The organism is Endozoicomonas sp. (assembly GCF_051008435.1).
Lineage (GTDB): Bacteria > Pseudomonadota > Gammaproteobacteria > Pseudomonadales > Endozoicomonadaceae > Endozoicomonas_A.
In genome coordinates, this window is the sequence record NZ_JBPCXO010000507.1 from 1 (window position 1) to 13,304 (window position 13,304).

Annotated in this window: 15 protein-coding genes and 1 pseudogene; 8 read left to right on the forward strand and 8 right to left on the reverse strand. The window is 47.8% G+C overall.

Annotated elements, in window-relative coordinates; all coding sequences use genetic code 11:
- Nucleotides 1-119, forward strand: a pseudogene (locus ACR2PX_RS25465) (IS701 family transposase); the annotation flags it as partial.
- A gap of 338 nt (nt 120-457) precedes the next feature.
- Here the strand turns inward: ACR2PX_RS25465 and ACR2PX_RS25470 are convergent.
- Together ACR2PX_RS25470 and ACR2PX_RS25475 are read right to left on the reverse strand one after the other, a co-directional pair.
- Nucleotides 458-1,447 (reverse strand): Qa-SNARE family protein, encoded by a 990-nt coding sequence (locus ACR2PX_RS25470; RefSeq protein ID WP_434002160.1) that lies wholly within the window; start codon nt 1,445-1,447, stop codon nt 458-460.
- Nucleotides 1,448-1,541: 94 nt separating this feature from the next.
- Nucleotides 1,542-2,495: a hypothetical protein gene (locus tag ACR2PX_RS25475; RefSeq protein ID WP_434002161.1), complete on the reverse strand. Its 954-nt coding sequence runs from the start codon at nt 2,493-2,495 to the stop codon at nt 1,542-1,544.
- A 219-nt stretch (nt 2,496-2,714) separates the two neighbouring features.
- Here ACR2PX_RS25475 and ACR2PX_RS25480 point away from each other — a divergent pair, with 219 nt between their 5' ends.
- The 4 genes from ACR2PX_RS25480 (at nt 2,715) to ACR2PX_RS25495 (ending at nt 6,800) form a co-directional block, all read left to right on the forward strand.
- Nucleotides 2,715-3,251, forward strand: a complete 537-nt coding sequence (locus tag ACR2PX_RS25480) for a chorismate mutase (protein ID WP_434002162.1) — start codon at nt 2,715-2,717, stop codon at nt 3,249-3,251.
- A gap of 107 nt (nt 3,252-3,358) precedes the next feature.
- Entirely contained in the window at nt 3,359-4,732 is a 1,374-nt protein-coding gene (locus ACR2PX_RS25485; protein WP_434002163.1) for a YjiH family protein, read from the forward strand.
- Between the two features lie 250 nt (nt 4,733-4,982).
- Nucleotides 4,983-6,137 (forward strand): aromatic ring-hydroxylating oxygenase subunit alpha, encoded by a 1,155-nt coding sequence (locus tag ACR2PX_RS25490; protein ID WP_434002164.1) that lies wholly within the window; start codon nt 4,983-4,985, stop codon nt 6,135-6,137.
- Nucleotides 6,138-6,239: 102 nt separating this feature from the next.
- Complete coding sequence (locus ACR2PX_RS25495; protein WP_434002165.1) at nt 6,240-6,800, forward strand: TetR/AcrR family transcriptional regulator; 561 nt, start codon at nt 6,240-6,242, stop codon at nt 6,798-6,800.
- Here ACR2PX_RS25495 and ACR2PX_RS25500 read toward each other — a convergent pair.
- The 3 genes from ACR2PX_RS25500 to ACR2PX_RS25510 all read right to left on the reverse strand — a co-directional run bounded on the left by ACR2PX_RS25500 (nt 6,797) and on the right by ACR2PX_RS25510 (nt 8,487).
- A complete protein-coding gene (locus ACR2PX_RS25500; protein WP_434002174.1) occupies nt 6,797-7,471 on the reverse strand; it encodes a helix-turn-helix domain-containing protein in 675 nt (224 codons plus the stop codon). The genes ACR2PX_RS25495 and ACR2PX_RS25500 overlap by 4 nt on opposite strands.
- Entirely contained in the window at nt 7,459-7,845 is a 387-nt protein-coding gene (locus ACR2PX_RS25505) for an AraC family transcriptional regulator ligand-binding domain-containing protein (protein ID WP_434002166.1), read from the reverse strand. The genes ACR2PX_RS25500 and ACR2PX_RS25505 overlap by 13 nt, the downstream gene beginning before the upstream one ends.
- Nucleotides 7,846-7,968: 123 nt before the next feature.
- Nucleotides 7,969-8,487 carry an FAD-dependent oxidoreductase gene (locus ACR2PX_RS25510; protein WP_434002167.1) on the reverse strand — a complete coding sequence of 173 codons (519 nt, stop codon included), beginning with the start codon at nt 8,485-8,487 and terminating at the stop codon, nt 7,969-7,971.
- Between the two features lie 33 nt (nt 8,488-8,520).
- On the opposite strand from ACR2PX_RS25510, the gene ACR2PX_RS25515 reads away from it, so the two are divergent.
- Nucleotides 8,521-8,802 carry a cytochrome b gene (locus ACR2PX_RS25515; protein WP_434002168.1) on the forward strand — a complete coding sequence of 94 codons (282 nt, stop codon included), beginning with the start codon at nt 8,521-8,523 and terminating at the stop codon, nt 8,800-8,802.
- A 26-nt stretch (nt 8,803-8,828) separates the two neighbouring features.
- On the opposite strand, the gene ACR2PX_RS25520 is transcribed toward ACR2PX_RS25515, so the two are convergent.
- The 3 genes from ACR2PX_RS25520 to ACR2PX_RS25530 form a co-directional block, all read right to left on the reverse strand.
- Nucleotides 8,829-9,260 carry an acyl-CoA thioesterase gene (locus ACR2PX_RS25520; protein ID WP_434002169.1) on the reverse strand — a complete coding sequence of 144 codons (432 nt, stop codon included), beginning with the start codon at nt 9,258-9,260 and terminating at the stop codon, nt 8,829-8,831.
- A gap of 112 nt (nt 9,261-9,372) precedes the next feature.
- A complete protein-coding gene (locus ACR2PX_RS25525; RefSeq protein ID WP_434002170.1) occupies nt 9,373-10,521 on the reverse strand; it encodes a thiolase in 1,149 nt (382 codons plus the stop codon).
- 4 nt (nt 10,522-10,525) lie between these two features.
- On the reverse strand, nt 10,526-10,939 hold the full coding sequence (locus tag ACR2PX_RS25530; protein WP_434002171.1) for a Zn-ribbon domain-containing OB-fold protein: 414 nt from the start codon (nt 10,937-10,939) through the stop codon (nt 10,526-10,528).
- A gap of 276 nt (nt 10,940-11,215) precedes the next feature.
- Here ACR2PX_RS25530 and ACR2PX_RS25535 point away from each other — a divergent pair, with 276 nt between their 5' ends.
- Both ACR2PX_RS25535 and ACR2PX_RS25540 read left to right on the forward strand, forming a co-directional pair.
- The gene (locus ACR2PX_RS25535) at nt 11,216-12,268 is read left to right on the forward strand and encodes a TetR/AcrR family transcriptional regulator (RefSeq protein ID WP_434002172.1); all 1,053 of its coding nucleotides are present in this window, start codon (nt 11,216-11,218) and stop codon (nt 12,266-12,268) included.
- Between the two features lie 264 nt (nt 12,269-12,532).
- Nucleotides 12,533-13,252 (forward strand): LLM class flavin-dependent oxidoreductase, encoded by a 720-nt coding sequence (locus ACR2PX_RS25540; protein ID WP_434002173.1) that lies wholly within the window; start codon nt 12,533-12,535, stop codon nt 13,250-13,252.
- The last annotated feature ends 52 nt before the right edge of the window (nt 13,253-13,304 follow it).

The window sequence follows — 13,304 nt, forward strand, 5'->3', positions numbered from 1 at the left end:
CGAATATTTATCAGCACCAACGGGGGCTATTTAAAGAGACGGTTGGTAAATTCATTGAGAGTTTTGCAAAGAGTAAAGACCACCTGCTACCAAAATTAGCAGGTGCCATCAATGCGTAAGTCCTAAGGTTTCTGAATGACGATGAACGATGCAGTGATCCTTGAGCCACAGGCGTACTGACCCCTCTGTGCCCCATTCTGGGATGAGAGGCACCTTCCCTGTCTCCGACGGGCTTCCAGTCCGGAGTCAGTAAAGATTGAGGTTTATCGCCTGCCGGTGTCGCCATTCGTTTAACCCATCCCTGATCGTGAATACTGAGAACAAAGCCTCTTTTGACAGTTTGCCAAAAAGAGGGGAATTCTCTCCTATAGACGTTGGATGCCTGGAGAGGACAAGAGTTCTAAAGCGGGGTTTAGTAAGGCTAACGGAGCAGTTAGCCTTCTATCTTTCAGAGCGCTTATACGAAAATAATCAGTGCCAGAGCCACCAGGCCCAGAACCGTCAGGGAGGCAGCGATGGCTGCAACCAATTTGTGATTACTTTTATCCACTTTGACACAGCCATCCAGCTGCTTTGCTCCTTCCTGGATAGAAAAGGCTGCGTTGTCAATCATGGACTCAATCGTATCGAACTGCTTCCCCTGGTCGTAAACCACCTGACTCATGCTGTTGAAAATGTCATTCAGATCCCTGATTTCCTGCTCCAGTCTTCTCAGTTCCTCTGCCCGGGTAATGGTTGTTTGAGCCTCTCTTTCTAACTGCAGCATGGCTTGTTGCTCTTCAAGCTGAGCTTCAGCTGTGACTTGCATGAAATCCACTTCATCATCCAGAGGGGAAAAACGTGGACTGGCGTAATGTCTCTGATGCTTGACTTCTTCCATGGCGGCAAGTGTTTCACGAGCTTTGATTTCCTGGGTTTCCATATCACCCTTCAGCTGTTTCATGGCCATTTCCAGAGGAACTGTCATGACATCGTCAGAATCGTGTTCAGGCATGTTTTGAGGGGTTTCGAGATCTCGTGAGGCTCGATCAATATGATCATTCAAAAGCTTTTCTGAAGCGTGACCTTTCAAAAGCTCAGGGGCCGTTTGCAGTAGCTCTCTAGCAACCGTTGCCGTTGAGGCAGAGTTCCCGTCTGAAGAACCGGTTAAACTCGCTGCAAACTGCGTTTGCAGAGCACTCAGTTTGGTTTTGAAAGTCTGCAAAGCATGCTTCTTTTTAGCTTTCTCTGTAGTTTGGGCAGGGCGGGCTTTAACAGAGGTTTTCTGTGGCTCATTTTGCCCGCAGTTCTCTGTCCGAACCTGTGTTTTGCCGTTACCTGTAAAAGGGTTCCATCTGGAGTTACTGACTTTCTCACCCGCAGATTTCATGGCTCCTTTGCCCGCTGATTTCACGGCTTTGGTAAAGCGTTTCCCATAGCTTTGGGCTAGATCTGTATAAAACAACATAGAGTTACCCCCCCCTATCCGAGCATTTATTCTGGAAATATCCTCGCAGATTGCCGCAGGAATACACTGTCGAGCCGGTTAGTCTTACTGACAGTTATTGGCTCTGTTCTCCCCGGGGAGAGTTTTGGGGTGGGTTATTGGCGTTAACTTTACGATCAGTTGCGGGGGTAGATAGAGCGGAATTGGGCTGCTCCCGGTCCTCAAATTCCTGATCGGTTTGGTATCTTTGTATTTTAATCTGATGAGTTGGCCCTTTCCTGCAATTGCAGCAACCAAGGCAGCTTCTGAACAGACAGTTCACCTGAATCATCCTGGAAGCCATTGATGGACGAAAGTCCTGGTACAGCCCTTTAATCATCTGAGGGCTTTCTTCCCATACTATTTTGCTTAATGAGAAAGGTTCTTTCAGGTTGATCATGACTCTGTTCATTTCATACAGTGAGACAGGTCTTGAATGCTCAGGATGGGCAGTGACAACAATGACAGCAAGGCTCTCTTCTTCAGACAGCCTTGTCGATTGCAGGGGTTCCAGTTTAGCGTCAGACCAGCTTGAACCGGTATAGAGTACCGTGCCAGAAAGTGTTTCGGAATCTAAAGCCTGGCACTTCAGCCAGACTTCCTGCGGTTGATCTGGTGTGACTACCTGGCAGGCCATCCCCTCAATACTGGAAAGCTGTGGAGTACTGTCCATTTTGAGCAGAACAAACTCGCTGGTATTGCGAAATTGAATGATGAGAGCCCGACTCTGGGGGTGTAGCTGTAAATCATGAAGCGGTTGGGCTGATTCATGATGTTGAGCCAGCTCAAGGCTTGAAACGGTTGAGCTTACATAATGATGTTCTGTGTTTTCTGTACCGGACTTTGTATCGATCTGGATACGGGTAATATCATTCTTATGATCCAGTCTCTGGAAGCAGTTTTCTCCCGGACAGGAAACTAATTGAGTATCGGTGCCATTGATAGAAAGTAGACCAACAGCGAATGCGAAATTTGGAAAAAGCAGTGAAAGGAAAGTGCTAAGAATACAAAAAGAAAATGTGAATTTCATTTTGATTTCCAAGCAATCTAAGAAGCTCAAAGAATAGTTGAATAAGCATTAACATTGTTGATTTGAAGAGCCATAAATCTTTGTACAAAGGCTTTTATTTTTAGAGCGGATCGTTTTCTTTTAAAGAGGATTGAATGCCGGGAACTCTGCAGACTGAGCAACAGTCATCTATATAACAGCCATTCTTTTGAATTCAGCTTTCTACAGGAGCAATAAACAATGAGATACCTTGCTGCACTGGTATTTGGGTTACTAACGACTTCTTCATTGGCCTGGGCCAGTCCCGACGCGTCCGAGATCTTCAAGCTGATCAATGAGCGCTTGGGTTATATGGAGGATGTAGCCCTTTTCAAGAAACAGGCTGGCAAACCGGTTGAAGATGTACCCAGAGAAAATACAGTGATAGAAAAAGCGACGCTAAAAGCCAGAGATGAGCAGCTTGATCCGGAGTTCATTGCCGGTTTTTTCCGGGCCCAGATCGATGCAGCCAAAGCCATTCAGTATCGCTATCTGGCCGACTGGTTGTCTCATCCGGTTGATCAGGAGCCCAGAGATTTGCACAAGGTTGTCCGACCTGCCTTGTTGAAACTGGGCAATGAAATTACTACGGATATCAGTGAATATCTTAAAGAAGGGAACCGCTTCTCTAACGATCAGCTGAAAAAGTTTATGACCATAGTGGATGTCAAAAATCTGAGTGACAGTGACAAGCGCCGATTATTTGAAAAGCTGCAGGAGATTCGTCGAATCCAGTAGCCTTTTGTGAAGGCTTTCAGAAAGTATCTTTGCTGGTCATCCGGGTACCCTGTTGAAGGGATGTTTCTGGCCGATCCAGTTAAAATCAGCACTCTAATCAAATCGCTATGAAGCCGTTTACTGCCAAACACCATCAGCAGGCTCCCAACCTGGGCCATTGGCTGACGTTTTTGCTGCCTTCCCTGGTGGGTTTGCTGCTCTTTGTTATGCCCATTGTTATTGAGGGTGAATTGACTATTCCTGTGGCGATTCTTGCCAGCCTTCTGAAGTCGGCGTTATCAGGGTATCTGCCCACCCTTATTACCATGATACTGGTTGTTTCCTGCTTGATGACGCTGCTGACCAAGCTGTTCAGTCCTCACTGGATCATGGATCGAAACTTTCTGGCAGGGTTGTTTGATATCAGTCCTTTATGGTGTCTGGTCCGGCTAGCCGGGATGATCTTTGTCCTGATCGGCTATTTTCAAGCAGGACCCGAGGCCATTTGGTCCGGGTCAACCGGGGGGATGGTGCTGAATGACCTGATGCCCACCCTGTTTGCAGTGTTTCTGTTTGCCGGTCTGTTGCTGCCCCTTTTGATGAACTTTGGTTTGCTGGAGTTGCTGGGAACATTAATGACCCGGGTGATGAGACCCGTGTTTAATCTGCCAGGCAGGGCTGCTATTGACTGCATAGCTTCCTGGTTGGGTGATGGCAGCGTTGGGATACTGATGACCAGCAAACAGTATGAAACGGCACATTATACCCAGCGGGAAGCTGCTGTAATTGGTACTACTTTCTCAGCTGTTTCCATTACCTTTTCGCTGGTGGTGATTGCTCAGGTCGGGTTGGAGCACTTGTTTGCGCCTTTTTACCTGACGGTTTGCCTTTCTGGCTTGGTGGCAGCCATTATTGTTCCCCGGCTACCTCCGTTATCCCGGAAAAAAGATCTTTTTATTACTGGAAAAGGTCGAACCGGCGATGAGGAAACGGTACCGAAAGGGCATGGAAGTTTAAGCTGGGGTTTGCGGCTGGCTCTGCAAAAAGCCTCCCACACCGGGAGCCCAGGGCAAGTATTGGTCGATGGATTAAAGAATGCCATCGATATGGTTTTTGGTGTTTTACCGGTAGTGATGGGGGTGGGTACTGTTGCGCTGATGATCGCTGAGTACACGCCGATTTTTCACTATCTTGGCTTACCATTTGTTCCCTTGCTGGAGTTATTACAGATTCCTGAAGCGGAAATTGCTTCAACGACAATGGTTGTTGGTTTTGCGGATATGTTTGTTCCTTCGATTCTGGCCGCTTCTATCAGTAGTGAAATGACACGGTTTGTCATTGCTGCTCTCTCTCTGACCCAGTTAATTTATCTCTCTGAAGTGGGTGCGCTGCTGTTGGGAAGTCGAGTTCCTGTCTCCTTGCTGGAACTGTTTGTGATTTTCATTCTACGGACTCTGGTCACCCTTCCTGTCATTGCCGGTATGGCCCATCTCATTTTTTAAGAGTTCCTGAAAATCTGTCACACTTAAGCTTTCGGGAATTCAGACCGAACTTGCCTTCAGTTCAACTGGCTCCCAGGCTTTACTGCTGAGTCGATGATCCATTCTGGAGACTGGTATGGAGGTAATTGTCGTTGTAACCTTGGGCAACATTAAACTGTTATAAGTAGAGTTAATCGTTTCGTTCCTTTTGGCAATGAAATGACGTCCACAATCGAAACCCCAAGCCGTATCCCGCTATCTGGAGATTCCCATGAGCGAACTATTGCAGCAGTATGAGGCACTCGCCAGCGCTACTCTTGATAAGGCTCAATCCCTGCCGTTTAAGGTTTACCAGGAACCGTCTGTTTACGAGCTGGAAGCCCAGAGAATTTTTTCTGAAGACTGGGTATTTGTCTGTACCGAGCAGGAACTGCCAGAGACAGGGGACTACTTTGCTTTGACGCTTGCAGGGGAGTCCCTTGCCATTGTTCGTGGTCAAGATGGCCAGCTGCGGGCCTTGTCAAACAACTGCCGCCACCGGGGTACGCCGCTGTTGGATGAAGGTTTTGGCAAAGTAGAAAAGAATATTGTCTGTCCCTACCACGCATGGACTTATGATGATCAGGGAAAGCTGAAGGGGATTCCTTTTCCGGGCAGTATTCCCCTCGAGAAAGAAGAGCATTGCCTGCCTGAGTTTCATCTGGATACCTGGATGGGCCTGGTTTTTCTTAATCTGTCGGATCATCCGCTACCCCTTGCTGAAAGGTTGCAGGGCCTTGAATCCTACACCTCAGTCTTTGAGCCAGAGCAATTCACTCATGCTTCCGAGAGTCAGTCAGAACACTGGCAGAGTAACTGGAAACTGGCTATGGAAAACGGCATGGAGAGTTATCACTTATTCAAAGTACATAAAGAAACTCTGGAACAAATCACGCCGTCCAAAGAGAGTTTTTATGTGGCGGGTTGTACTGAGTGGGCTGTCACTGGAGGTAAGATCAAAACGGGTACCAGCAAATTTATGAAGTGGCTGGCAGGAGATTACCCTGAAGCCTACGACCATTATCTTCTGCTTTCTCTGCCGCCTTCCATGATTGCGATTATGGATTATGAATCGTTCAGTTGGATCAACATTCTTCCGGTCAATGCAGAAGAGAGTATGATTCGTTCAGGCTATCTGACCAAGAAGAACTACGGTAAGGAAGACAAGACCAGCAAATCATTTACCGAGGCTTTCTTTGCTGAAGACAAATGGATCTGTGAACGAGTGCAGAAAGGGATGCAGTCCAGAAAAGGTAAAGGAGGCAAGCTGGTGGAAATGGAAAGGGTGGTTGTCGACTTTCACCGCTACCTGGCCTCAAGAATGTTTGAAGCCCACAGTCATGACTTCTTTGAATCTGAGAAAGCGGAAATCTTTAAAGTCGGATAGAAAATAGGGACAATGGATAACGGATGTTAGTCACGAGCGACCGAAATAGCTTTTCGTCACACTCTCGATGAAACGCTATTCATGATAATAAGGTACAAGCATTTGAGTCGTAAAAAAGAAGCGACCCGTAAAAAAGCTATGGATACAGCGATTGCGGTTCTGGCTAAAACAGCCAATGCATCATTGTCCGATATTGCAGAAGCTTCCGGTATAGGTCGTACGACGCTCCATCGATACTTTCCAACACGGGAAGATTTAATCAACGCTCTGTCTCTTCAGGCCATTGAGGAGACCAATGCGGCTATTGAGCCCCTATGGAGTGAAGACCGACCGGTAAATGATGTGCTAATGGATATTCTCGAGGCGATGATTCCCCTGGGAGACCGTTATCATTTCTTATACAGGGAGAGGAGTGGCTATGAGAATACGGAAATTGCCACAGCTTATCTGGAGCAGAGAGGAGGGATCCAAAGGCTGATTAAACGCCTGAAAAAAGAAATGATTATTTCTGCCAGCGTGCCAGACGAGTGGGCCGAAATTGTGATCGATAATATGCTCTGGTCGGCCTGGCAGGCGATTGACGAAGGGGTGATTGCTCCTAAACAGTCTGCCCGAATGGTGTATAGCACCATATGTTCAGGCTTATCCTGGCCACAAGATTAATCGAGTGGGGTTGCAGTCAATCGGCCCTGCTGTTCCTGATATTCCCTGGGACTTTGGCCGGTCCATCGCTTGAATGCTTTGCGAAAGTTGGCGGTATCAGCAAATCCCAGTAATGCCGCTATGGATTCAAAGTCCAGTGCTGAGTTTTGAAGATAGTCCAGGGCTCTGCTTTTACGCTCAAGGTTGACCAGTTCCCGGTAGCTGGTGCTTTCCTCTGACAGTTTACGCCTAATAGTCCTCGCCGACATGTTAAGCGCTTCAGCCATGGCTTCAAGATCAATAGAACGACCTTCATTGGCTGAGAGTATCTGCTGGATTCTTACCTTGATGTCATCATGCCGATAGGACTGAACTTTCTTCTGCCTTTTTTCACAATGCTGGCGGGCAATTCGATAGTTGATGGGATTACTTCTGGGGAGCCTCAGATTCAGAAAACGGTCATCAATGATGTAAGACGTTTCATGAGCATCAAATAGGACCGGGCATTTAAACAGTCTTTCGCAACTTTCTTTATATTCTGGAGCTGAATAGCTCAGGTGAACTTCACGAAACTGAAAGGGAAGGTCGATCAAGTCTTCGAGGACGGAATGAGTACCCATCAGAATCACTTCAGAAGCAAAAGCCTGACTGACGGCAAATTCAATATTACTTCTTCGTTTCAGACCAACCAGAAGGCCTCATGAACAGGGGTAATTGTAAAGTCGAAAGGACTGCGGACAAAATCCCGGTAGTGGTTGGCAAGTCCCAGGGCGTGATTGATATCCAGACAGCTGCTCATGGCAGAGCCCAGAACCCCCCAGCGAGTGAGATCCATACAGTTACCGATCAGCAGACCAACATCCTTTCTTTGACTCAGACGAAAGGCATTTCGGTAGATGATGTCAAACTGTCGCCAGGAGAGTAGCACTTCGGGGTCAGTCAAACAGCTTTCCGGAAGACCTGTTCCCAGCAGTAGCATAGACAGGCTTATTTCTTCTTCCAGCAGTAGCTGATGAATGCGATAAAGCTCATTGCCCGGAAAGAGGGCTTGATCCTCAAAGACCATACTGTACATCCATTGACTTGTAATTATTGTTGGAAGTCGTATATGACAGGCACTAAATAGCAAGTCGTCAGAAATCAAGATCGAATCAAAAAACCAGAGAGCCCGACAGGGCTCTCGAGGTTGTCAGAGCAGTGCAGGCAGCCTGCGTGTTAACTGGACTTTATCAGACACCATACTTCCAGTCAGAGCGAAGCCATGCAGCTCTTTACCATCCGTAAACAGTGCACAAACATTGCAGCCATTCAGCTCAACCTTCCAGCTTCCTTTGGCTGATGGGGCGGGTGGCGAGGTGACCAATGGACAGGCTGGCGTTTTTACTACGACAGGCATGGGTCCATATTTTACGGCGGTTGGAGTACCAGCAAGGTTTTTGGCCAGCACACGGGCGCAGGCCATAAGAGGCATGACATACTGAAGATTCAGGCCTGAAACTTCAGCACAGTCTCCCAGGGCAAAGATATCGTTGTGACTGGTTTCCAGTTGCTGATTAACTTTAATCCCTTTGTTGATAGCCAGACCTGCCTGAGCAGCCAGTGTGGTTCTGGGTCTCAAACCAATGGCTGAAAGAACCAGGTCTGCCTGAATACGCTGTCCTGAGCTCAGGGTGACAGCCAGTTCACCGTTATCTTTCGTTGCTTTCATGCACTTCATTATAAGAAGCCTGAAAGTGATGGCTTGAGTCACTGGAATCAGTGGATAGCCAGTCAGATGCATCGCATGCTCTACGTTGTTACGGCGCTTGTGCTGTTATCAGGCGTGTTGATGATGGAAAGGGATATCAATGTTTTTCATCTGTTCTCGCTGCCTTATCTGATTGAAGATCGAGAGCTGACCGCACTGATGAATCAGGTGCACAAATACAGTTGTATGTTATTGGGTGTCATGGTGATTGCGCATATTGCGGCTGTGATCAAGCACCAGTTGAGTGGTAACAATATACTGAAGAGAATGCTGTGACCCTTCATCAAGAAGGGTCTATTTGATCAGATCTGAAGGTTTTTCAGGCGCATTCTGATGTGGTCCGGGATGGGAGCTGAAGAATGCGTTCTGCGATCGACAAAAACGTGAGTGAAAGTGCCATGAGCTGACGCTTCTTTTTGCCCTACTCGATACACAGCCAGCCCATATTCAACAGAGCTGTTACCTATTTTATTGACTCTCAGGCCTATTTCCAGGTCATCGGGGTAGGCGACTGAACTGACATAGTTGCATTGAGAGTGGACGACGTATCCGACAATTTCATCTGTTTCGGTATTAAGGTCACACTCGTTGATCAGAAAGTGACCGATGGTGGAGTCAAAATAGGCATAGTAGTGGGCGTTGTTCATATGCCCATATTGGTCATTATCATTCCAGCGGGTGTTGTATAGCTTAAAGTAGCGGTAATCACTTTTAGGGTGTACATCGCGCTTCATATTCTTATTCCATAAATTGGCGGGGCAGCAGTGTCCTGCTGCCGAGGACTCTGACCGGAATAACATCTGACCACCTGATCAGTAGAGAGCTTATTCCGGCCAGCTTCCTGGTTTACAGCGTACTTTCGGTACCAAAAACAGTCGTGAACTGATGGGAAAGCGTACCACCATTGCCGTGGGCAATAGCCAGTTCAGCATTTTGGATCTGTCTTTCTCCTGCCTGTCCGCGCAACTGGGTGACTGCTTCAATCATGCAGAAAGTACCGTACATGCCAGGATGCACGCAGGAAAGACCGCCGCCATTGGTGTTGACGGGCAAACTTCCTCCGGGAGCAATCTGACCGTCAGCCACAAATGCTCCGGCTTCTCCTTTCTTACAGAAACCCAGGTCTTCAAGGAATAGCAGTGTGTTGATGGTAAAAGCATCATAAAGTTGAACAACATCGACGTCAGACGCCTTAATACCTGCCATCTCATAGGCACGGCTGCTACTTTCTATGGCAGCAGTGAGAGTAAGGTCTGGCATCTGACTGATCTCACGATGCCAGTGTGCGTCGGCAGCACCCAGCAGATAGACAGGCTTTTGAGGAAGGTCTTTAGCCCGTTCTTTGCTGGTCAGGATCAGTGCGCCCGCTCCGTCACTCATAAGGCAGCAATCGTATATTGAGAGAGGGTCTGCAATGAGCTGTCCTTCAAGCACTTCTTCGACAGTGAGAGGGTCTCTCATGGCAGCATCCGGGTTTAACTGAGCCCATTTTCTAGCCGAAACCGCGACGTGGGCCAGATGCTCTCTTGTTGTTCCATATTCATGCATGTGTCTGGCTGCAGCCATGGCATAGCCTGCCAGAGGCACCATGTATTCGTAGGGTTGCTCAAAGGTTGGCGTTTCAACAAGGCCGTTTACATCTCTGCTGCTTCGGGCATTACTGCCATAAGCAATCAATAAGTTATTGCAGAGACCCGACTGAATAGCCATGGCAGCCTGCTGAACGTGGGACATAAAAGAAGATCCACCCACCATGTCAGAACTGGACCATTTAGGTCGAATACCCAGGTATTCAGCTACAGAAAGGGTTGGGAAAAAATGGTAGAAAGTACCTGCGCACAGGCCATCAATCTCGTTGAGGTTAAGACCTGCGTCGTTTATTGCCTTCATGCTGGCCTGGGCCAAAAGCTCTAGTGGGGTGTGTTCTGGCGTCTTTCCCAGTCCGGAATAACCCACACCGGCAATGGCTGTCTTGCCCCTCAGTGAAAATGTCATTGCTTTACTCCTGAGTGCTGTAGAACACAACGATGGGTTGGCCGCTGTTTTTGTAAGGGCCAAAAGAAGGCTCTTCTACTCTGGCGACCACGGACATACCGATGCTGACTGACTCAGGCGGGCAGCCTTCGATCCGACCCATCATTCTGGGGCCTTCTTCCAGCTCAATAATGGCGAGGTTGTAAGAACCTCCTTTCTCGGGTCTGCGGTGAACCATAGTGGTGGTGTAGACAGTACCTTTACCGCTAACTTCCACCCAATCAAGGTCACTGCAGCCTGTTTCTGGCTCTACCATTCTCGGGTAGAAAACATAATTGCCGGTGAGGCCGGATTTCTGGATCATGAATCGGCCTTCTTTCAGATAAGCCCAGAACTGGGCTTCGGGGCCCAGTGACTGAGAAGCAGTCCGTTTATCCATAGTTCACCTGTTGTTGTTTTATTCGCTCATGGCTCTCTGTTGTGCAAGCTCATGGCTGCAATAGAGAAACAATAATTACGCGGTTAACGAACGTTCACTCGTATATTAAAAGCACAGACAATATGAAGTCAATATGGGCTGGCGTTCATAGCCATGCTCTTGCTAGAGTGACAAACGCGGCTTACTAACAGCCAAAAGCAAAAGAAACCGTTTTTCGTCACCCGCTGTGATGAAAAAATTTTCACAGTAAAAAGGGTACAGGGTCGATTTGAGACCATGAATGAAAGCGTGGATATCAAACAGTTATTGGGCATTCGTCTGGAAAAAGGCGATGGCGTACAGGCCGTTGCCTGGAGCGAACAGTCGCAGCTGGCAAAGGCCGGGAATGGAGAGGTTCAGCGTTGGATGCTGACCCTGCTGGCAGAGGCCTGTGTTCAGAATGGGGCTGACAGAGCCAGTGGTAAAGAATTAAAGGCCAAAGTCATCGACAGCAGCTGTCGCTTTTTTAACGAGGGTGTGGGCAACCGCTTTATGGCTGTTTCCGAGCCTGTCTACAAGCGTCCGGACATGCTGGCCTGGAGAACCTGTCTGTATCGCCTGACAGAAAAAGAAAGGCAGTCTCCTGAAAAGATGATTGCTGACTTTACTCATACTTTTGAGTTGTCTATCGAGAAAGTGGGCGAGAAAAAAACGGAAGCCACCAAAGACAAGCCTGTTGTCGCTGAAACCAGTAGCAGCTTTCTGCAGAGCCATCCTGAAACAGTCGCAGACAGACGTCGTCAACAGATCTTCAAAGGGGCTTGTGAAGTGATTGGTCGCAAAGGCTATGGCTCCGCTTCCATGCGTGAAATTGCCAAGGCGGCTGATATCACGATCCCGACCATGTATAAGTACATCGACACCAAGGAAGATATTCTCTTCATGATTACCCAGGTGTGCATGGAAGAGATTTTTGCTTACTTCAAGGAAGCACTGCACAGGCAGGAAGATGCTGAAACCAAGATGAAAAGTGCGATTGAGGCGTATGTTCAGTACGTCACTAGAAACCGCAAATACATCAACCTGGTTTATCGTGAAACCCGAGCCCTGAATGCTGAAAACAGAGACCGTATCTTCAATGTGGAACGGGATTTCATGAGCCTCTGGGAGCAGATAATTATTGACGGGATTGAAGAGGGCGTATTCCGAAAAACGGATACCGTCCTGGCCGCCAATATGATCTATTTCTTCTGCAACGTCTGGGCCTTGAGACACTGGAGCCTGGAAGGCTACAGCGAAGAAGAGATCAGAGATCGTCTGATTGATTTTATTCTGCCTGGTTTGGCTTGAAGCTATCTTTTCTGATGCCCACCTACCTGAACAAGGCGAGTGGGCATAACCTACGTCACAGTTTCTGACTTTTTGAACCTGATTAATCTCTCAAAGTTTCGATTCGCTCTATCTCTTTTCATCGATTTATAAACCTGCTTCGAGATCTATTGGTTGACCTGTAGATTGATCTTAAGTAAATTACCGAACGAACGTTCACTAGATTAAAATAAACTCAAATGTTACCGTGCCTGGTCATTAACCGGCCTGGGGGAGGGACCACACATGAAAACCCATATTCTCGTTCAGCCTTACATGAGAAGTGTTGGCGAAGAGGTCAAGAATCCGGGGTCAGATCCCCAGCGCTATCAGGATCTGCTGGAAAACCTCACCACTCAGATGAAGTATGCGGATGACAATGGTTACTACGGTTTCTGCATGACCGAGCACCATTTGCAAGTGGAAGGGATTGAAACCACGACCAACCCCATTCTTTGGAATATGCACGTTGCCAATAACACCAAACACCTGAAAGTGGGTCAGGTAGGTATGTGTCTGCCCGCCCATAACCCGGTGACTCTGGCAGAAGATCTGGCGATGCTGGATCACATGACCAAGGGACGTCTGTTTGTTGGCTTTGTTCGTGGTAACACGCCTCGCTGGTTGAATACCCTGGCCCAGCATTTGAATATTTCCACTTCTCAATCTGACAAATCGGAAGTCGATCAGCGCAACCGTCGCCTGTTTGAAGAGAATTTCCGAATTATTAAAAAGCTCTGGACCGAAGACACCATCAACTTCCAAGGCGAGTTCTGGAACATTCCACCCAAAGATCCTATTGAGTGGCACTTCCCACCCACCAAGATGTGGAGTCGTGAGGGAGATACCGATGAAAACAACATTATCCAGCGAGTAGGGATTGTTCCTAAACCCTATCACTCGATTCTGCAGTTTTTCTCACTTGACAATCAGGTTGCATCCAATAATTCAAATTTCCCAGCATGAGATTTGAGTGATTCCGTAGGCTCCCGTTTACCAAGATCTCGCCCCGCCATAT

What these genes read in the sequence shown, in the direction of transcription:
- ACR2PX_RS25535 (WP_434002172.1), top strand. Translation starts at nt 11,216, where the DNA reads ATGAATGAAAGCGTGGATATCAAACAGTTATTGGGCATTCGTCTGGAA.
- ACR2PX_RS25485 (WP_434002163.1), top strand. Translation starts at nt 3,359, where the DNA reads ATGAAGCCGTTTACTGCCAAACACCATCAGCAGGCTCCCAACCTGGGC.
- ACR2PX_RS25505 (WP_434002166.1), bottom strand. Translation starts at nt 7,845, where the DNA reads ATGGTCTTTGAGGATCAAGCCCTCTTTCCGGGCAATGAGCTTTATCGC.
- ACR2PX_RS25470 (WP_434002160.1), bottom strand. Translation starts at nt 1,447, where the DNA reads ATGTTGTTTTATACAGATCTAGCCCAAAGCTATGGGAAACGCTTTACC.
- ACR2PX_RS25475 (WP_434002161.1), bottom strand. Translation starts at nt 2,495, where the DNA reads ATGAAATTCACATTTTCTTTTTGTATTCTTAGCACTTTCCTTTCACTG.
- ACR2PX_RS25510 (WP_434002167.1), bottom strand. Translation starts at nt 8,487, where the DNA reads ATGAAAGCAACGAAAGATAACGGTGAACTGGCTGTCACCCTGAGCTCA.
- ACR2PX_RS25525 (WP_434002170.1), bottom strand. Translation starts at nt 10,521, where the DNA reads ATGACATTTTCACTGAGGGGCAAGACAGCCATTGCCGGTGTGGGTTAT.
- ACR2PX_RS25520 (WP_434002169.1), bottom strand. Translation starts at nt 9,260, where the DNA reads ATGAAGCGCGATGTACACCCTAAAAGTGATTACCGCTACTTTAAGCTA.
- ACR2PX_RS25530 (WP_434002171.1), bottom strand. Translation starts at nt 10,939, where the DNA reads ATGGATAAACGGACTGCTTCTCAGTCACTGGGCCCCGAAGCCCAGTTC.
- ACR2PX_RS25490 (WP_434002164.1), top strand. Translation starts at nt 4,983, where the DNA reads ATGAGCGAACTATTGCAGCAGTATGAGGCACTCGCCAGCGCTACTCTT.
- ACR2PX_RS25540 (WP_434002173.1), top strand. Translation starts at nt 12,533, where the DNA reads ATGAAAACCCATATTCTCGTTCAGCCTTACATGAGAAGTGTTGGCGAA.
- ACR2PX_RS25480 (WP_434002162.1), top strand. Translation starts at nt 2,715, where the DNA reads ATGAGATACCTTGCTGCACTGGTATTTGGGTTACTAACGACTTCTTCA.